At 72.1% G+C, this 18,037-nt stretch carries 17 protein-coding genes; 8 read left to right on the forward strand and 9 right to left on the reverse strand.

Features of this window, described 5'->3' with window-relative positions:
* Window positions 1–73 precede the first annotated feature (73 nt).
* Window positions 74–1,030 (reverse strand): DMT family transporter, encoded by a 957-nt coding sequence (locus tag ACLQ3F_RS28740; RefSeq protein WP_425852613.1) that lies wholly within the window; start codon window positions 1,028–1,030, stop codon window positions 74–76.
* Between ACLQ3F_RS28740 and ACLQ3F_RS28745 the strand changes: the two genes are divergently transcribed.
* Entirely contained in the window at window positions 1,029–2,417 is a 1,389-nt protein-coding gene (locus ACLQ3F_RS28745; protein ID WP_425852614.1) for a PLP-dependent aminotransferase family protein, read from the forward strand. The genes ACLQ3F_RS28740 and ACLQ3F_RS28745 overlap by 2 nt on opposite strands.
* A 40-nt stretch (window positions 2,418–2,457) precedes the next feature.
* On the opposite strand, the gene ACLQ3F_RS28750 is transcribed toward ACLQ3F_RS28745, so the two are convergent.
* Entirely contained in the window at window positions 2,458–3,420 is a 963-nt protein-coding gene (locus tag ACLQ3F_RS28750; RefSeq protein ID WP_425852616.1) for a helix-turn-helix transcriptional regulator, read from the reverse strand.
* Between the two features lie 354 nt (window positions 3,421–3,774).
* Between ACLQ3F_RS28750 and ACLQ3F_RS28755 the strand changes: the two genes are divergently transcribed.
* Window positions 3,775–4,437 (forward strand): hypothetical protein, encoded by a 663-nt coding sequence (locus ACLQ3F_RS28755; protein ID WP_425852618.1) that lies wholly within the window; start codon window positions 3,775–3,777, stop codon window positions 4,435–4,437.
* 235 nt (window positions 4,438–4,672) lie between these two features.
* Window positions 4,673–6,184: a phosphoesterase gene (locus ACLQ3F_RS28760; protein ID WP_355010023.1), complete on the forward strand. Its 1,512-nt coding sequence runs from the start codon at window positions 4,673–4,675 to the stop codon at window positions 6,182–6,184.
* A gap of 93 nt (window positions 6,185–6,277) precedes the next feature.
* On the opposite strand, the gene ACLQ3F_RS28765 is transcribed toward ACLQ3F_RS28760, so the two are convergent.
* Window positions 6,278–6,880 carry a MarR family winged helix-turn-helix transcriptional regulator gene (locus tag ACLQ3F_RS28765; RefSeq protein ID WP_357201359.1) on the reverse strand — a complete coding sequence of 201 codons (603 nt, stop codon included), beginning with the start codon at window positions 6,878–6,880 and terminating at the stop codon, window positions 6,278–6,280.
* A 114-nt stretch (window positions 6,881–6,994) separates the two neighbouring features.
* On the opposite strand from ACLQ3F_RS28765, the gene ACLQ3F_RS28770 reads away from it, so the two are divergent.
* The 3 genes from ACLQ3F_RS28770 to ACLQ3F_RS28780 all read left to right on the forward strand — a co-directional run bounded on the left by ACLQ3F_RS28770 (window position 6,995) and on the right by ACLQ3F_RS28780 (window position 10,509).
* Window positions 6,995–8,572, forward strand: coding sequence for an LLM class flavin-dependent oxidoreductase (locus tag ACLQ3F_RS28770; RefSeq protein WP_425852619.1), 1,578 nt, complete (start codon window positions 6,995–6,997; stop codon window positions 8,570–8,572).
* 63 nt (window positions 8,573–8,635) lie between these two features.
* Complete coding sequence (locus ACLQ3F_RS28775) at window positions 8,636–9,232, forward strand: ArsR/SmtB family transcription factor (RefSeq protein ID WP_393224398.1); 597 nt, start codon at window positions 8,636–8,638, stop codon at window positions 9,230–9,232.
* The gene (locus ACLQ3F_RS28780) at window positions 9,229–10,509 is read left to right on the forward strand and encodes an MFS transporter (RefSeq protein ID WP_425852622.1); all 1,281 of its coding nucleotides are present in this window, start codon (window positions 9,229–9,231) and stop codon (window positions 10,507–10,509) included. Before ACLQ3F_RS28775 ends, ACLQ3F_RS28780 begins: the two co-directional genes overlap by 4 nt.
* 48 nt (window positions 10,510–10,557) lie before the next feature.
* Here the strand turns inward: ACLQ3F_RS28780 and ACLQ3F_RS28785 are convergent, their stop codons facing one another.
* The 3 genes from ACLQ3F_RS28785 to ACLQ3F_RS28795 form a co-directional block, all read right to left on the reverse strand.
* On the reverse strand, window positions 10,558–11,253 hold the full coding sequence (locus tag ACLQ3F_RS28785; RefSeq protein ID WP_425852623.1) for an alpha/beta fold hydrolase: 696 nt from the start codon (window positions 11,251–11,253) through the stop codon (window positions 10,558–10,560).
* Window positions 11,254–11,391: 138 nt separating this feature from the next.
* Window positions 11,392–12,429, reverse strand: a complete 1,038-nt coding sequence (locus tag ACLQ3F_RS28790) for an SMP-30/gluconolactonase/LRE family protein (RefSeq protein ID WP_425852624.1) — start codon at window positions 12,427–12,429, stop codon at window positions 11,392–11,394.
* A gap of 57 nt (window positions 12,430–12,486) precedes the next feature.
* A complete protein-coding gene (locus ACLQ3F_RS28795) occupies window positions 12,487–12,909 on the reverse strand; it encodes an MmcQ/YjbR family DNA-binding protein (RefSeq protein WP_425852626.1) in 423 nt (140 codons plus the stop codon).
* Window positions 12,910–13,064: 155 nt separating this feature from the next.
* Here ACLQ3F_RS28795 and ACLQ3F_RS28800 point away from each other — a divergent pair, with 155 nt between their 5' ends.
* Entirely contained in the window at window positions 13,065–14,867 is a 1,803-nt protein-coding gene (locus tag ACLQ3F_RS28800) for an acyl-CoA dehydrogenase (protein ID WP_425852627.1), read from the forward strand.
* Window positions 14,868–14,870: 3 nt separating this feature from the next.
* On the opposite strand, the gene ACLQ3F_RS28805 is transcribed toward ACLQ3F_RS28800, so the two are convergent.
* Complete coding sequence (locus ACLQ3F_RS28805) at window positions 14,871–15,047, reverse strand: hypothetical protein (RefSeq protein ID WP_355010015.1); 177 nt, start codon at window positions 15,045–15,047, stop codon at window positions 14,871–14,873.
* A 98-nt stretch (window positions 15,048–15,145) separates the two neighbouring features.
* Window positions 15,146–15,865 carry a spermidine synthase gene (locus tag ACLQ3F_RS28810; RefSeq protein ID WP_357204575.1) on the reverse strand — a complete coding sequence of 240 codons (720 nt, stop codon included), beginning with the start codon at window positions 15,863–15,865 and terminating at the stop codon, window positions 15,146–15,148.
* Between the two features lie 129 nt (window positions 15,866–15,994).
* On the opposite strand from ACLQ3F_RS28810, the gene eccB reads away from it, so the two are divergent.
* Window positions 15,995–17,380: a type VII secretion protein EccB gene (eccB, locus tag ACLQ3F_RS28815; protein ID WP_425852629.1), complete on the forward strand. Its 1,386-nt coding sequence runs from the start codon at window positions 15,995–15,997 to the stop codon at window positions 17,378–17,380.
* Window positions 17,381–17,384: 4 nt separating this feature from the next.
* On the opposite strand, the gene ACLQ3F_RS28820 is transcribed toward eccB, so the two are convergent.
* Entirely contained in the window at window positions 17,385–17,990 is a 606-nt protein-coding gene (locus tag ACLQ3F_RS28820) for a class I SAM-dependent methyltransferase (RefSeq protein WP_425852631.1), read from the reverse strand.
* Between the last annotated feature and the right edge of the window lie 47 nt (window positions 17,991–18,037).

Below are 18,037 nucleotides of genomic sequence, written 5' to 3' on the forward strand. Positions count from 1 at the left end.
GAGGTCCTCGCCGATCAAGATCCGTCAGGTCGTGTCGTCACACAACCTCAACCAACGTGCCTGGGCAGTACAGCTAGGACGAACCCACGCCGGACTCGCGCCGCGTCACGACCGTCCGTGGACTCTGGCGGATGCGCTGGGTCGCCACGACGCATCCCAGCACCGCCAGCGCCGCCACGATCGAGGCGGGAGAGACCACCTCGCCGAGCAGCAGCGCCGACCATCCCAGGGTCAGCACCGGCTGGGCGAGTTGGACCTGGCCCACCTGCGCTACACCGCCCCGGGCCAGGCCCGCGTACCAGGCGAAGAAGCCCAGGAACATCGAGACCCCGGTGAGATAGCCGAACGCCGACCAGCCGAGAGCGTCGGCCCGCGGCGGACTGACGGCGGCGGCAACGGCCGTGACCGGAACGGTGATGGGCAGCGAGAGCAGCAACGCCCAGCAGATCGTCCGAGCGCCGCCCAACTCGCGGGCGAGCGCGCCGCCCTCGGCGTAGCCAAGGCCGCAGAGCACGACCGCCGCGAGCAGGAACAGGTCGGGCAGGGTGAGGGCACCGCGTACCGCGCCACTGGCGCCGAGAAAGGCGAGAACCGCCAGCAGCCCGCCGGCGCTCACGATCCAGAACAGCGGCGGTGGGCGTTCGCCGGCCCGCAGCACCGCGAACACGGCCGTCATCGCGGGCAGCGCGGCGATGACGACCGCGCTGTGCGCGGAGGTCTGGGTGAGAAGCGCCATCGAGGTGAACAGGGGAAAGCCGACGACGACTCCGAGAGCGACGATCGGCAGCCGTCGCCACTGACCGTGGGTGGGCCGCGGTGCGCCGGTGAGACGCAGGTACGCCCATGCCAGTAGGCCCGCGCCGACTGCCCGGCCAAAGGCGACGAACCACGGGTCGAGTTGCTGCACGGCCATGCGGGTGACCGGAAGTGACAGGCTGAAGCCGAGCACGCCCAGGGCGCCGAGACCTAGCCCGGAGAGCCGGTCCGCTGTTACCGTGTTTACCGCAGTAGCGCTACTCTTGTCCCTCATGGAGAACGGTAACGCAGCCCAACGCGTTATCCAAGATCTGCGGACCCTCGCGGCCGCCGCAGGCCCCGGCGCCCGGCTGCCCTCGGTACGAGAGCTGACCGCCCGACACCAGGCCTCGCCGGTCACCGTCGCCGAGGCCATCCGACAGTTGGCGGCCGAAGGGCTGATCGAGGCGCGACCCGGCCGAGGCACCTTTGTGGCCACTGCACCGGACGAGCCGGGCGTACCCGACCTGTCCTGGCAGACCGTCGCGCTCGGGCCCCGCCGGTTCGGTCAGGATGAGATGCAGGCGCTGTTGGCGCTGACGCCCGCCGGAACGATCCCGCTGTCCGGTGGCTACCTCGACGCGGACCTACAGCCTGCCGCTGCGCTCGGAGCCGCCCTCACCCGAGCCGCCCGCCAGCCCGCGAGCTGGCAGCGGGGGCCGGTCGAGGGCCGCGCGGACCTGCGCGCGTGGTTCGCCCGCGAGGCCGGGGCGGGGCTGCATGCCGAGGACATGGTGATCTGCCCCGGCGGGCAGGCCGCCCTGTCGTCCGCGATGCGGGCGCTCACCGCGCCCGGCGACGCCCTGCTCGTCGAGTCGCCGACCTACCTGGGTGCGTTGGCCGCCGCCCGCGCGGCCGGGCTGCGGGTGGTACCCGTGCCCGCTGACGCCGACGGGGTACGGCCCGACCAACTGGCCGCCGCGTTCGCCCGCACCGACGCCCGGCTCTTCTACTGCCAGCCCCTGTACGCCAACCCGCACGGCGCGACGCTGGCGGAGCACCGCCGGGCGCAGGTCGCCGCTGTCGTCCGCGACGCCGGGGCGTTCCTGATCGAGGACGACTACGCCCGTGACCTCACCATCGACGATCCGGCTCCGCCACCACTGGCCAGCGATGATCCCGACGGTCACGTCATCTACCTTCGTTCGCTGACCAAGTCGACCGCCCCCGGGCTGCGCGTCGCCGCCATCGGAGCCCGCGGCCCGGCCGGAGCGCGACTGCGCGCTGCCCGGCTGCTCGACGACTTCTTCGTCGCCGGATCACTGCAACAGGCGGCGATCGACTTCCTCACCTCTCCGTCGTGGTCGCGGCATCGCCGGGCACTGCGCACAGCCCTCCGGATACGCCGCGACGCGTTGCTGACAGCCCTACGCCGGCACCTGCCCGGCATTGCCCCCCCATCGATCCCACGTGGCGGCATGCACCTCTGGGTGCGCCTCGCCGCCGGCAGCGACGAGGCGGCACTGGCCGCTGCCGCGGCGGCCGAGGGGGTCGCCGTCTTCCCGGGCCGGCCGTGGTACGCGGCCGACCCCCCGGCCCCGCACCTACGCCTCACCTACGCGGCAGCCGCACCCGAACTCATGGACGAGGCCGTTCGACGCCTCGCCCGCGTCCTCGGTTGAACACCGGTCGCCTGGCTGGTTGACGTCCGGTGCGTGGGTCTCAGGCATTCAGCGTCTCGCGCGGCGGCACACCGAAGCTGGCGTGGTATCGCGCGGTGAACCTGCTGTGGCTGGCGAATCCCCACCGACTGGCGATCGCCGAGACCGTCTCCTGGCGCGGGTCGGCGCGTACCAGGTCGTGGTGTGCCCGGACGAGCCGGACCCGACGCAGGTAGGCCATCGGGGTGGTGCCGAGGTGACGGCGGAAGGCGAGTTGCACCGCCCGGAGGGAGACACCGGCGGCGCCGGCGATGTCGGCCGCGCTGATGTCCCGGTCGGCGTGCTCCTCCAGAAACGTGATCGCCCGTCGCAACGTGGCGGTGGTGGCGTCGTTCCGGTCCGCGGCGGTCGGTTCGGTGAACGCGGTGTTGGGGAAGACCGCCAGCGCCGCCGCGGCCAGCATCCGGGCGGCGTTGCCGATCACCAGCGACTGTGCCCCGTCGGCCGGGCTGTTCAACACGATGTCGCGGACGAAGCTGGTGGTGTTGCGCCACTGCCGGGCAAGGGCAGCGCTGGCGGCACCGAGCTCGGTGAACTCGATCCGACCGGGCCGGCGGGCCGGCGCGGTGGTGGCCACCTGCTCCAGCACCGACAGGTCCAGTACGCAGAGCTCCACCTCGCCGGGATGCCAGTGCACGGTGCATGGCTCCTGCGGCCTGGTGACGAGGAAGACGTCGCCGGGGCCGAACCGGTGGTCCGATCCGGCGCAGGAGCGATCGCCGTGCGCGGTGCGGTTGCGACCGATGGCCAGCCTGCCGAGGGCGCTGACGTCGATCTCAAGGTGCCCGTTCTGGCGCGTGGTCGCGATGGCGAAGGGGCCGGTGTCGACGCGGTGATGGGTGAGCCGATAGGCGTTCCTGCTCTGAATGCGCAGCTTCGGGTCGTATGTGGCGGACAGGAATTCCTGGATGGCCGTTGGATCACGGCTGTCGAACTGGTGGGTCTGCACATGCGATGACGTCATCCGCTGTCTCCGTCCGGTGGAGGTGCCGCCGGGTGCTGGAACGGTTGCCAGCGGCAGGTTCGGGACGTGCCGGGGTGCTCGGCGGTGACCCGGCACATCGTTGGCCGGCGGTGCGGTGAAGAGACGCAATATCCGTCGATGGGAATGTCACCATACGACAATCGCCGACGTGTCGTGCTGTGAATCACGGCGATGTGTCAGCAGCTCGACTTCGTTTTCCGGCTAGCGCGCCACGTGGTTCTGCGTCCGCTGTCCTAGCCATCCGCGCGGCCGACAGCGAAATCTTGTTCATGATTCGTCGGAGGATGACCGAACGGCTCACTGCCGCGAGGCCGACCCACGGAGGGGGAAGCGTTGGACAGTACCGATCCTGACCGCGTCGTTCGGCTGGCCGTCGCCGAGGCGCTGGCCCGGGTGGCGGACGAGGACAGCCTGGGTCTGGGCGAGGGGGACGCGCTGGAGAGGCTCGGGCGTGGGCTCCGGGAGGTCCTGCGGCGCGCACTCGACGACCGGGTGCCGCTGACCACGCCGGAGTTCGTCGACCTCTGCCGGGACCTGCGTCTGCACCGTGACGCCTTCGACCTGCTCGGGCACTACCTGATGACCGCGTTGCTGGCCCAGCACGTCGGACCGGACGCCCTGATCCGCGTCGGCGTGCTCTTCGGCACGGTCGGGCGTTACCTGCCCGGCGCCCGTCCGGTGGCCCACCGCAACGAAGGTCCCGCCGCACGGCGCCGCGACGTGCGCTCGGACAACAGCGTCGTCGGTCGGTACCGGCGCGCCAAGCTGCCGGAGCACCTCCCCAACCCGCCGAGCTGGACCTGCACCGGATGCGGCCGCGAGTGGCCCTGCGCCACCAAGCAGAGCCAACTGCTCGCCGAGTTCGGTGGAGCGCGCGCCTCACTCGCGGTCTATCTCGGCTCCTGCCTCGTCGCCGCCGCTCAGGACCTGCCCACGATGCCGTTGCCCCGGGTCCGGCTCCGCTTCCTGGGCTGGCTGCCGCGTGCCCGGATCTGACCGGGCCGTCGGCGGGAGACCGGTCGGTGCACGCCCTGACCCGGCCCTGCCGGGGCCGGGCCGGACTGGACAGCGCGCGATCACGGGGTGACCCGCTGCTGACCAATTCGGCGCTTCGGCCAGGTCGGGGCAGGGTGTTCATCGCGCGCACCCGCTGCGTACGGCGGCTGTTCACCGCCTTCTCCGAGGCTCCTTGATCGAAAGAGCATTCGCTTGATCGAGGAGAGGCTCTCAGGTGAGAGACAAGCATCCCGAAGAGACCGAGCACGCGCAGCTGTCCCGGCGCAAGCTGGTCAAGTACGCGGGCGTCGGCGCGACGCTGGCCGCGGCCAGCCCACTGGTCGGCGCCGGCGCGGCCTGGGCCGCTGAGGACCGCCGACCGGGTGACGACGACAAGACCGACCGGGGTAATTCCAAGAACCGGGCGTGGCGTGCGGGCGACCACCACATCCACTCCGAGTACAGCGGCGAGTTCGACACCACGAAGTCCCCGATCGTCTTCCACAAGGGCGCGGACGCGGTCTACCCGATCGTCACCAACGCCATCATGGCGAAGAACTTCGGCCTGACCTGGGCGATGTGCACCGACCACGGTGGACCGACCCACTCGAAGGTGAACATCGAGCAGGCGTACCCCGACCTGCTGCGGTCCCGCAAGCTGGTCCCCGAGGTGCTCCAGTTCTGGGGCATGGAGTTCGACGCGCCCTCGCTGGACCACCACACGCTGATGATCCCGCGCCATGAGGACGAGGCGAAGCAGCTCTTCGAGCTGGAGAGCCGATTCGCCAAGTACGACGCGTTCCCCACCGACCCGGCCCGCGACACCGAGGCCAAGATGGTGGAGTTCCTCAAGGTGGCCCGGGGCATGCCGCACAAGCCGCTGGTGATCGCCCACCACGCGTCCCGTTCGGCGCCCGGTCTCGGCGTCTACGGTCAGGACACCCCGCGCGAGTTCCGCAACGGCAACAACGCCGCGCCGGACGTCTACATCGGCTTCGAGGGCGCGCCCGGTCACCAGGCCGGCCCGCTCAACGGCGGCAAGCGGGGCGGCTACGGCAACCACCCCACCTACGGCGGCTTCGACCAGATGACCGCCCGGGTCGGCGGCCTGTGGGACTCACTGCTCGGCGAGGGCCGGCGCTGGTGGATCACCGCGACCTCGGACTCGCACGTGCACTGGACCAGGGGCGGCTCCGACTTCTGGCCCGGCGAGTACAGCAAGACGTACGTGCACGCCCGCCAGGACTACGGCGACATCATGGACGGCCTGCGCAACGGCCGGATCTGGGTCACCACCGGTGACCTGATCCGCAGCCTCGACGTCACCGCCACGTCCCAGGGCAGGACCGCCGAGGTCGGCGAGACGATCACGGTGAGCCGTCGTAGCCGTACCGATGTCGAGATAGAGATCACCTTCCGCCCGCTGGGTGGGGTGAACGCGAACGGCGACCGACCCGAGGTCCGCCGGGTCGACCTGATCGTCGGCCAGATCACCGGCCCGAGCGCCAGCCTGGACGCCGACACCAATCCCACCACCACCGTGGCGGCCCGGTTCGGCCCGCGGGACTGGCGTCGGCGGGGCGACAGCTACGTCATCCGGCACACCCTGCGCAATGTCGAGGCGGACACCTACGCACGGGTGCGCGGCACCAGCACCGACGAGGCCGAGCCGCTCGCCGACGGGCTGGAGAGCCCGTGGGACGACCTGTGGTTCTACTCGAACCCGGTCTTCGTGCACGTGCGCTGACCGATGCGGTAGCGACATCGCGGGCCTGTCCGGCACCGCTCGACGGACGACGTCCGGTGGTGCGGGGCAGGCCCGTCGCGCTGTGGTCGCAGGTCAGTCGGGCCTGCTGCGGCCGGCTCGGGGAGTGGCGGTTCGCCCACCCCGCGCCGCCGCGGCACCGCTGCGACGTGTAGCGGGCGCGGCAGGCTCCGGGTCGGCCTGCACCTGTGTCACCACCTCGCAGAGGTCACGCAGCGGGTCCGCCGCCTGGGCCGAGCAGGCGACCTTCTGGAGCAGTGACCGCAGCGTCGCCGACTCGGCCGGGGTGAGCGCCCCCAGCAGATGCGACTCGACCTGCCGCAGTGCGACCCGCCGCTTTTCCCAGGCGGCACGGCCGGCGTCGGTGACCTCGATGAGCCGGTTGCGCCGGTCGGCCGGGTCCGCGCGCCGGGCGACGAACCCGGGCCGCTCCAGGTCGTCGATCAGGTACGTGAGGACGGTGCGGTCGATGCCGATCTCCTCGGCGATCGCGCCCTGGTTTCGGGCCGGCCCGTTGCTGGCCGCGGTGAGTAGTTGGTAGCCGCGCGGGCCACCGGGGAAGTCGGTGAGCGCGTGCTCGGCCGCCCGGACGTAGCCGCGGAAGACGATGCCGAGCATCCAGCCCAGGTCGTCGTCGAGCGGATCGGGCCGGTCCGGCCGGTGAGAGGCACCCGTCATCCCCCGACAATACCGCAGCGAGGCAGACCTTGTTGGCAGAAGATGTTCTGTCTGGCATAAGGTTATGGTCACGGCGCATCGACCGAGGCGTCGGGGAAATGGGGAGGCTCGCAGATGAGCGACTACGGCCACGACCTGGTCTTCGGCTCCTTCGTCACGCCCAGCGCTGACAATCCGGACCGTACGGTCGGTGTCGCCGTCCTGGCCGAGCAGGTCGGGTTGGACCTGGTCACCTTTCAGGATCACCCGTACCAGCCGGCGTTCCTCGACACCTGGACGCTGCTGAGCTTCGTGGCGGCCCGCACCAGCCGGGTGCACCTGGCGGCGAACGTGACGAACCTGCCGCTGCGCCCGCCGGCGGTGCTCGCCCGCAGTGTGGCCAGCCTGGATCTGCTCAGCGGTGGCCGGGTCGGCCTCGGCCTCGGGGCAGGGGCGTTCTGGGACGCCATCGAGGCGATGGGCGGTCGGCGGCTGACCCCCGGCCAGGGCGTACGGGCACTGGAGGAGGCCATCGAGGTCGTCCGTCAGCTCTGGGACGTCGAGACGCGCGGCGGAGTGCGGGTCGACGGCGAGTTCTATCGGGTGGTGGGTGCCAAGCGCGGTCCGGCTCCGGCCCACGCGGTGCCGATCTGGCTGGGCGCGTACAAACCCCGGATGCTCCAGCTCACCGGTCGTCGGGCCGACGGTTGGCTGCCCTCGCTGGGCTACCTCCAGCCCGGTGATCTGACCAGGGGCAACGCGATCATCGACGACGCCGCGCAGCAGGCTGGCCGGTCCCCGCAGGACGTGCGTCGGTTGCTCAACATCGCCGGGGAGTTCTCTGCCGTCGGGCGCGGCCCGCTGAACGGACCCGCCGAGCAGTGGGCCGAGGAGCTGGCTGAGCTGGCGCTGGAAGAGGGCGTCGGCACCTTCATCCTGGGCAGCGACGACCCCGACGACCTGCGCCGCTTCGCCGGCGAGGTGGCGCCCGCCGTCCGCGAGCTCGTCGCCGCCGAACGTGACCGGGGCGCGGCTCCGGCACGTACGCCGGAACCGGAGCCGGAGCCGGTCGCTGCGCCGCCGGTCCGGGCGAGCCGCGCCACCGCGACCGGTGGTGCGTTCGCCGTGGTGCCGACCCCCGACGACGGCGTACGGCGAAGCGAGCGGCAGGTGTGGGACGAGGCGGCCCGGCCGACCGGGCCCGCGCCCGACCCGGAGCGCACCTACACCCCGCAGGAGCAGGCCACCGGCGCGCACCTCGTGCAGGTCCACGACGGGCTGCGCGCCGAGCTGACCCAAATTCACGACCTGATCGAGCAGGTGGCGGCCGGCGAGATCGACGCCGGTGCGGCCCGGTCCCACATCAACACGATGACCATGCGGCAGAACCGGTGGACCCTCGGCGTCTACTGCGAGTCCTACTGCCGCATCGTCACCACCCACCACACGATCGAGGACCAGTCGCTCTTTCCCCGGTTGCGGGCTCGTGACCCGCGACTCGCCCCGGTGGTCGACCGGCTGGAGCAGGAGCATCACGTCATCCACGACGTGCTGGAGGGTGTCGATCGGGCCCTGGTCGCGTACGTCGGGTCTCCGGATGGGCTCGCCGAGCTGCGGGCCGCGGTGGACCTGCTGACCGACGCCCTCCTGTCGCACCTCAGCTACGAGGAGCGGGAACTGGTCGAGCCGTTGGCGCGTCTGGGTATCGCCTGATCTGCGTGCCGCTGCGGCGGCTCGGGGTTGCCCCGATCTAATCTGAGAGACTACTCTCGAAACATGTCTCTCAAGAATCCGTACGGGGATTTCGAGATCACCGAGCCGCAGGCGCTGCGGGCGCTGGCCCACCCGGTGCGGCTGGCCATCCTCGAACACCTTCAGCGGCACGGCCCGGCGACGGCGACCGGGCTCTCGCCGCACGTCGGCGCCACACCGTCGGTGGTCAGCTGGCACCTGCGGCACCTCGCGACCTTCGGACTGGTCAACGACTGGGACGGCGCCACCAGCAAGCGGGAACGCTGGTGGCAGGCCGTCGCCCGGGGCTTCCGCTTCACCGCGCCCGACAGCGCCGAAGGGCAGTCCGCCAGCCAGCAGTTGCGCGGCGAGATGTTTGCCCGCAACGCCGACGCGCCCCAGCAGTGGCTGCTGCGCGAGGAGCCCCGGCTGGACCCCGAGTGGCGAGCGCTGGCCGGCATGGCCGACACCCGGTTCGTGGCCACGGCCGATGAGCTCCGCCAGCTGGAGGAGTCGATCGAAGAGCTGATCGCCCCGTACGTGCGGCGCAAGGAGGAGTCGGCCCCGGACGGCGCGCGGATCGTCCGGATGCTGCGCTACCTCCTGCCCGAGCCCGGCGACGACGACGCGGCCACGTCATGACCGCCACCGGCGCCGGCTCCCTGAGCGCCACCGGCGCCGTGCCCCCGCCGGCCCTGCACCGCGACCGACGGTTCCGCACCTTCTGGATCAGCGAAACGATCTCCCAGTTCGGTGACCGGATCAGCGAACTGGCTCTGCCGCTGATCGCCGTCACCCTGCTCACCGCGACGCCCATTCAGGTGAGCGTCCTCACCGCGCTGATCTGGCTGCCCAACCTCCTGGGTCTGTTCCTCGGTGCCTGGGTCGACCAGCGCACCCACAAGCGGCGACTCCTGATCATCGCGGACCTGGTCCGCGCCGCGGTGCTGCTCAGCCTGCCGGTGGCCTACCTGTTCGACGCGATCACCCTCACCCAGCTCTACCTGGTGGCACTGCTCACCGGCCTCGGAGCGGTCCTGTTCGCCATGGCGCGTCAGGCGTTCTTCGTCGCGCTGGTGCCGCGATCGGCGTACGTGGACGCGAACAGCAAGCTGAGCATGAGCCGGTCGCTGTCGTTCATCGCCGGCCCGGCCGTCGGCGGCGGGCTCGTCCAGGCCCTCAGCGCGCCGGTCGCGATCCTCGTCGACGGTGTGTCGTTCCTCGGCTCCGCGCTGCTGCTCCGCCGCATCCCGGTGACCGAGACGCCGCCACCGCCGCGTCGAACGTCCACGCTGGGCCTGGTCCGCGAAGGGCTCACGCTGGTGCTGCGGCACCCGGTGCTGCGGGCCGCCCTCGGCTGCACCAGCACTGTCAACTTCTTCACCTTCATCGCCGGCGCGCTGCTGGTGCTCTACGCCAGCCGCGAACTCAACCTGTCGGCCGGCGCGATCGGGATCGCCCTCGGGTTCGGAGCGCTCGGCGGCTTCGCGGGAGCGGCGCTCGCACCACGGGTCTCCCGCGCCATCGGCCTGGGCCGTACCGCCATGATCGGGGCGGTGCTCTTCCCCGCGCCGCTGGCGCTGACCGCGCTGGTCTCCGGACCTACCTGGACGAAGGTGGCCATGCTGGCGGCCATCGAGCTCGTCTCCAGCATCGGCGTGATGCTCATGGACGTGAACCTCAACGCCCTGCTCACCGCCGTGACACCCGACGACGCGCGGGGACGCCGGGCCGGCGCCTACAGCGCCGTCAACTACGGCATCCGACCGCTCGGCGCGCTGGTCGGCGGCACCTTGGGCACCACCATCGGGCTGCGGCCCACCCTGGCCATCGCCGGCCTCGGCGGCGTGCTCGCCGTGCTGTGGTTGTTCGCGTCACCGGTGCGCCACATCCACACCCTCGACGAAACGGCGACCTGACCGACGAGGCGGCGCGGTGTCCTGGGCCGCGGCCCAGGACACCGCCCGTCAGGCGGCCTGCGCCAGCAGGATCCTGGCCATCTCGGTGGGCTGGGAGAACATCGGCCAGTGGCCCGTGTCCATGGTGACCAGTCGCCACTGGTCACTGGTCAGCAGCTTGGCCACCGTGTCGTTGGGCTCGGGCCCGTCGAGCAGGCACTTGACGTACGTCGCCGGCAGCTCACCCAGCGGGCGACCCACCACGGCCGGCTCGGTCAGCGTCGCGCCCGGATGCGGCGTGGAACCCTCGATCAGCCGGGCGACCTGCTCGTCGGTGAGACCCTGACCATCGAAGTCGGCCGCGCCGAGCGGCGCCCAGTCGCCGCCGTTGTCGGCGAGCTGCGCCTCGAACGCCGCCTGGCCCTGCCACCAGCCGGAGGCGAACGACCCACCGTCGACCGGCACCTCGGAGTCCACGAAAACCACCCGGCTCAACCGGTCGCCGATCCGCTCGGCCGCCTGACCCGCGGGAATGCCCGAGTAGCTGTGCCCGACCAGCACCACATCGTGCAGGTCGCCGCTCTCGATCTCGTCGACGATGTCCTGCACGTGGGTCTGCTGCCCGGCCGGGACACCCCGCTTGTCGGCGAGGCCGGAGAGGGTCAGCGGGTGGGTGCCGTGCCCGGCCGCCCGCAGGGGCGGCACCACCTCGTCCCACGCCCACGCCCCTAGCCACGCCCCTGCCACCAACACGAAATCAGCCATGGCCGGGACCCTAGCGGCACCCTGCGACAGCGCCGACACGTCAGGACAGGCGCGTGCCTGGCCGATGACCGCGAACGGTCAGCCGGTGGCCAGGACGGGGGAAACCCGGTGCGGATCGGCGGCTGCCGGACTCAGCACTCAGACGTGGTCCCGGGCGGGCGGCCCGATCTCGACGGGCATCCGGTAGATCTGGGCCGGGTAGTCGACGGCCGCAACACCGCCGTTGAGCCCGGCGGTCAGGTGCAGTTGAGCCGCCGGCATCCAGAGCCGGGCATCGGCGTCGAGCCACATCGCGTCCACCCAGGCCAGTCGGGGGTCGACGACGAGCGTCCGTACGCTGCGGTCGGGTGCGAGGACGAGGACCCGCCGCCGTTCCAGGTCGCTGAGATAGATGGTGCCGGTGGCATCGATGGCCGTGCCACCGGTGCTGGGTGTGTCACACCAGCGTTCGACAGCCCGGGCCAGCTCGTCGGGGGACACCGACGGGTCGTCCAACCACCGGGTGGCGATCCTGGACATTCCGCCGGAGGCCGGCTGGTAGAAGAGCCAGCGACCGTCCGGCGACACCTCCAACTGGTCCAGGTGCAGGCGTACCTCGGTGCCGTCCGGGTCACGCAGCACGCGACCGTCGGCGACCACCGGGCCGCCCGCCGTGCTCGGATGCCCGTCCAGCACCCGTCTCGACCGACCCGAGTCGAGATCGAGCACGATGAGGCCCGCCGCCCCGGCGTCGCTGAGATACGCCACCCGGCCGTTGAAGCGGACGTCGTCGACGTAGCTGCCCGGGTGCACCGCCTCGTCGAGGTGGTAGACCCGCTCCACGCGGTCGTCGTCCGGGTCGACAACGATCAGCCGAGCGCCGCCCGGCACCTGCGCGCCGCCGATCCGCGGCGAACCCGAGTCGACGATCCACAACCGGCCGTCCGGGCCGGCGCGCAACCCGTTGACGTGCACGAACGCCCCGTCCGGCGGCTGGTCGGCACGGTTCCAGGCGACATCGGGGTACGGGACACGACGACCGTCCGGCAGTGCCTCCACCACCTGCACGCCGGGCCGATCCGCCGACGGGTAGCTCAGGAACACCCGCCCCCGCACAGTGGTCACGCCCGTGCACACCCGGTCTTCCTGGAGCACCGGCGTCAAACGGTGATCCTCCTCGGTGGGCAGCGACGACATCGCGCGGTATCCCCGGAGCGTGCCGGCCGAAACCGCCGGTTGAAGGCGCCGCCGTGCTCAGCGCATCTGCGGTGCCGAGGGGCCGACCCGGGCGGCGAGCCGCTTCGGAGCCATGACGCAGTAGCTCTCGGTGAGCAACTCACCCACCTCCTCCCAGTCGGTGTTGTCGTCCAGGACCATGCCCATCACGGTCGGGCTCCAGTCCGGTTTGTAGAAGGGGTGCCCGCTGGCGAGGAGCCCGGCGATCTCGTCGAGTGGCGACCGGAAGGTCAGCAGGCAGGCGGGCTGGTCGAGTGCGGCGGCCCGGGCGTGCACCGGCTGGCGATCGGGGTCGACGGTGAGCACGTGGGCGATGGTCCGCTTGCGAATCCGCCAGCGGGTGCCCACCCAGGCAGGCTCCTCGTAGGTCTCCGGCAGGCCGAGGCAGATCGGCCGCAGCCGGTCGAGGACCTCGGGCGGGACGTCTGCGGGTGCGGTCACGGGCAACGACACTAGCCGTACGGTGTGACAAGTTCCGCTCGTCGGACCCCACCCCGCCCGGTGGTGCGCGCCCTGCCGATCCGCCAGGATGGGCCGGGGCGACAGTGGGCCGTCGCCTTGGCCCGACCAGCCGCCCGTGCCCGCTGAGGAGTGCCGTGCCGTCCACCCTGCTCTCCCGCCGTGACCTCGACTTCCTGCTGCACGAGTGGCTACGGGTGTCCGAGCTCGTCGAGCGCCCCCGCTACGCCGAGCACTCCCGGGAGACCTTCGACGACGCCCTGGATCTCGCCGAGCGGGTGGCCACCGAGCAGTTCGCCCCGCACAACCGCGCCGCCGACCTGGCCGAGCCCACCTTCGACGGGCAGCGGGTGCGGCTGATCCCGCAGATCCGTGCCGCGTTGGACAGCTTCGCCGAGACGGGCCTGCTCACCGCCGGGCTGGACGCCAGTGTCGGCGGCCTGCAACTGCCGCACGCCGTCGCGGCGGCGTGCTTCACCTGGTTCCAGGCCGCCAACGTGGCCACCTCGGCGTACCCGTTCCTCACCCTGGGCAACGCCAACCTGCTGCTGGCCCACGGCAGCCCCGAGCAGGTGGACACCTACGTCCGGCCGATGCTGGACGGCCGATTCTTCGGCACCATGTGCCTGTCCGAGCCGCACGCCGGCAGCTCGCTGGCCGACATCACCACCCGCGCCGAGCCGCAGGCGGACGGCACGTACCGGCTGCACGGCACCAAGATGTGGATCTCCGGTGGTGACCACGAGTTGGCCGAGAACATCGTCCACCTGGTGCTGGCGCGCATCCCGGGCGCGCCGCCCGGGGTCAAGGGCATCTCGCTGTTCATCGTGCCGAAGGTGCTGGTCGGCCCGGACGGGACGCTCGGTGAGCGCAACGACGTGGCCCTGGCCGGGCTCAACCACAAGATGGGGTTCCGGGGCACCACCAACGCCCTGCTCAGCTTCGGCGACGGCGCGCACACCCCGGCCGGCCGCGTCGGCGCGGTGGGCCACCTGGTCGGCGCGCCGCACCAGGGTCTGGCGCAGATGTTCCACATGATGAACGAGGCCCGGATCGGGGTCGGGGCGGGCGCCACCGCGCTGGGTTACACCGGCTATCTCAAGAGCCTGGCGTACGCGAAGGAGAGGCCGCAGGGCCGGCCGGTCGGCGCGAAGGACCCGGCCGCCGCGCAGGTGCCGATCATCGACCACCCTGACGTACGACGGATGCTGCTGGCCCAGAAGAGCTACGTGGAGGGGGCGCTGGCGCTGGTGCTCTACTGCGCCCGGTTGCTCGACGAGCAGAGGACCGCACCGGCCGAGGCCGACCGCGAGCGCGCGCACCTGCTGCTGGACGTGCTCACCCCGATCACCAAGAGTTGGCCGTCGCAGTGGTGCCTTGCGGCCAACGACCTGGCGATCCAGGTGCTCGGGGGCGCCGGCTACACCCGCGACCACGACGTGGAGCAGCACTACCGGGACAACCGGCTCAACCCGATCCACGAGGGCACCCACGGCATCCAGGCACTGGATCTGCTGGGGCGCAAAATGGTCATGCAGGGCGGCGCAGGTCTCACCCTGCTGACCACGACGATCGGTGACACGGTCGAGCGGGCCCGCAAGGTCGGGGGAGAGGCGTCCAAGCTGGCCGAGCGGCTGGCCGCCGCGGTGGACCGGGTCACCGCTGTCACCCGTCGACTGTGGGCTGACGGTGACCCGGTGCTCGCGCTGGCCAACGCCAGCGCCTACCTGGAGGCCGTCGGGCACGTGGTGATCGCGTGGATGTGGCTGGAGCAGGTGCTGGTGCTGCCGCCGGAAGGCGCCGGCGACGCGTTCCACGCCGGCAAGCGGCAGGCCGCTCGCTACTTCTTCACCGTCGAGCTGCCCCGGACCGGCCCGCAGTTCGACCTGCTGGACAGCCGGGACCGGACCACGCTCGACATGCGCCCGGACTGGTTCTGACCCTCAGCGTCGTCGGCCCTGATGCTGCACCGCCTGCCGCCCCTTGACGACGCCCCAGACGATCACGATCACCAGCGCGATCAGACCGATGATGATCAGCCAGCGGACCGCCTCGAGGATCAGGCCGAGCAGGATCAGCACGCCGGCGACCACGCCGACGACCCAGAGCAGTGCACGCATGTCGACCTCCAGTGACCGGCCGTGCCTGGTGCGGCCGGCCCCGGCTTCTCATTCCCCGTCCGGCCGACACCATGCGCGGGCGGCACACCCGACGTCGATCAGGGGCCGGTACGCGCCACGTAGACGGTGTTCGCCGACTCCCCGCCGGTCAGCGGGTTGGCGAACGGCACGACGTGCGCGCGTACGCTCACGAATACCTCGCTGAGCGCGGCGGTGAACTCGGCGTCCGGCGGGTCATCCGACCAGAGCGCGAAGACTCCCTCGGGGCGTAGCAGGGCGGCCAGGCGACGCAACCCGGCAGGCGGGTAGAACGCCGCGTGGCTCGGGTGCAGGACGTTGCGCGGGGAGTGGTCGACGTCGAGCAGGACCGCGTCGAACCGCCGGCCGGGCACCTCGGCGTCGAAGCCGGTGTCACCGGCCACCGCCGCGAAGAAGTCGGCCTGCACGAAGCGGGTCCGAGGGTCCTCGGCGAGCCCCGCCGCGAACGGCAGCAGCCCTCGTTGGTGCCAGTCGATCACGTCCTCGATCGCCTCCACCACGAACAGTGAGCGCACCCGGGGGTCGCCCAGCGCCGCGCAGGCGGTGTAGCCCAGCCCGAGGCCGCCCACCACCACGTCGAGCGAATCACCGGCCACCTCGGCGAGACCGAGCCGGGCCAGCTCGATCTCCGCGACCGGGAAGAGGCTGGACATCAGGTACTCGTCGTCGAGCTTGACCTCGTACACCTCGACCTGGAGTGCCGGGTCCCGGCGTCGGCGCAGGCTGATCGCGCCGATCGGCGTCTCCCGCCAGGCCAGCTCTTCGAAACGCGCGCCCACGGGTGCCCTCTCGCCGCCGGATTCGTCCACGGATGGTACCGGTTGCCCCGCGACGGGCGGCCACGCAGGGTCCACGGGACATTGACGCAGCGCATATCCTGTGCCCGGCCGATCCACCGGAGGGGACTCATGCCGTCGCGGCAGGACCAGCTGCACTCCTACCAGTTCAGCGTCCAGCGTGCGGTCGCCGCCCTGGTCATGCGGGAGACCGACCCCGCGCAGTCGCCGTTTCGGCGGCTGGCCGGCGCCGGCCTGGCCAGCGTCCTGGTCGCGGCGATCGGGCTCGGTGGCTTCGCCCTCTACGGCCTGTTCGCCGGCGGCGGCAAGGGCTGGCGGGACCCGGGTGCGGTGATCGTGGAGAAGGAGTCCGGCGCCCGGTTCGTCTACCGCGAGCAGAAGCTGCACCCGGTGCTCAACTACGCCTCGGCGCTGCTCATCGTCGGTGCGGACCGCTCGAAGACCGTCCTGGTGTCCCGACGCACGATCGACGGAGTGCCGCGCGGGCTGCCGTTGGGCATCGCCGACGCACCCGACTCGCTGCCCGCCCCGGGCCGGCTGGCCGCCACGGCGTGGACGGTCTGCTCGACTGTCCCGGCCGGCACGGGCGTCGAGGCGCCCCGCTCCGCGTTGCTGATCGGCACCGAGCCCGACGGCGGTCGGCCGTTGGGCGACGACGCGCTGCTCCTGCGCCACCCCGACGGCGGGCTGCACCTCGTCTGGCATCAGCGCCGTTACCTCGTCCGTGATCCGAGCCGGGTGCTGGCGGCGCTCGCCACCACCCGAGCCCAGGCGGTCGGGGTCGCGCCGGCGCTGCTCAACTCGCTGCCCGCCGGCACCGACCTCGCCCCACTCGATCTGCCCGCGTTGGGTCGGCCCGCCACCCGGGTGCCGGGTGCCGCGATCGGCACTGTCTACCTGGTGAGCAACTCCGGCGGCGGTCGGCAGTACGCGGTGGCGCTCGACGCCGGCCTGGCCGGCATCACCGAGTTGCAGGCGGGGTTGCTGCTGGCCCGCACCGGGCAGGTCGAGCCGGTGCCGATGACGTTGGGTCGGTTCGCCGCGCTGCCCACGGTGCCTGATCTCGCGCCGACCGGCCCGAACGCCCCGCCATCGACCCCGCCCCGGCTCGCGGCCGGCGACGGCGGGGCGCTCTGCACACGCATCGGTGACGATGGCGGGGTTGGTGAGGTGCGGTGGGGCGTACCGCTGCGGGACCTGACGGCCGTGCCCCGTACGGCGCGGACCGGCGGCGCGGTGCTGGCCGACCACGTCGTGGTGGAGCCGGGCCGCGGCGCGGTGGTCGAGGCCGCCGCGGCGCCCGGCGCGACCGGCGGCGCGGTCTCCGTGGTCACTGACCTGGGCCGACGGTACGCGCTGGCCGACCGGGAGGTGCTCCCGATGCTCGGCTACCGCGACGTGCGGCCGATGCGGTTACCGTCCGGACTGGTCAGCCTGGTACCTGCCGGCGCCACCCTCGACCCGGTCGCCGCCCGCGCCGTCGCCGCCCCGGACTAAACCGTCAGTCGGCTGGGCGGCGTAGGACGGTGACCGCGAACGGGGCGTCGTCGCGCCACGGGCGCAGGTCCCAGGTGGCGAAGCGCTGCTCCACGCGCAGCCCGGCGGCCACCGCGTCGGCGTCGAACGCGGTCAGCGGGTAGCCGCGCTCCGTGCCGAAGCCCACTGTCAGCACACCATCGGGTCGCAGGTGCTGGGCCACCCGGCGCAGCACCTCCGGTTCGGTGCCGACGGCGACGAAGGCGAGCACGTTGCCGGCCAGCACCGCCGCGTCGAACGGCTCGGCCTCACCGAGCGCCGGTAGATCCAGCTCGGCGAGGTCGGCGACGAGCCACGTCGGGCCGGGATAGTCGGCGCGGGCGGCCTCCACCAGCGCGGGGTCGGCGTCCACCCCGACCACCGTGTGGCCCCGCTCGGCCAGCGCGGCACCGACGCGGCCGGTGCCGCTGCCGGCGTCGAGAATGCGGGAGCCGGGAGCGACGAGGGCGTCCACCAGTCGGGCCTCGCCGGCCAGGTCCGCGCCCTCGGCCATGAGCTTGCGGAACCGGTCGATGTACCACTGTGAGTGCTCGGGACCGGTGTCGGTCGCCCAGCGGGTCGGGTTGGCCATGAGGCCACCGTATCCGGGCCGGCGGGGGTCGGGCGGGCGACCCGAAC

It is taken from the genome of Micromonospora sp. DT15 (genome assembly GCF_049841475.1).
GTDB lineage: Bacteria > Actinomycetota > Actinomycetes > Mycobacteriales > Micromonosporaceae > Micromonospora.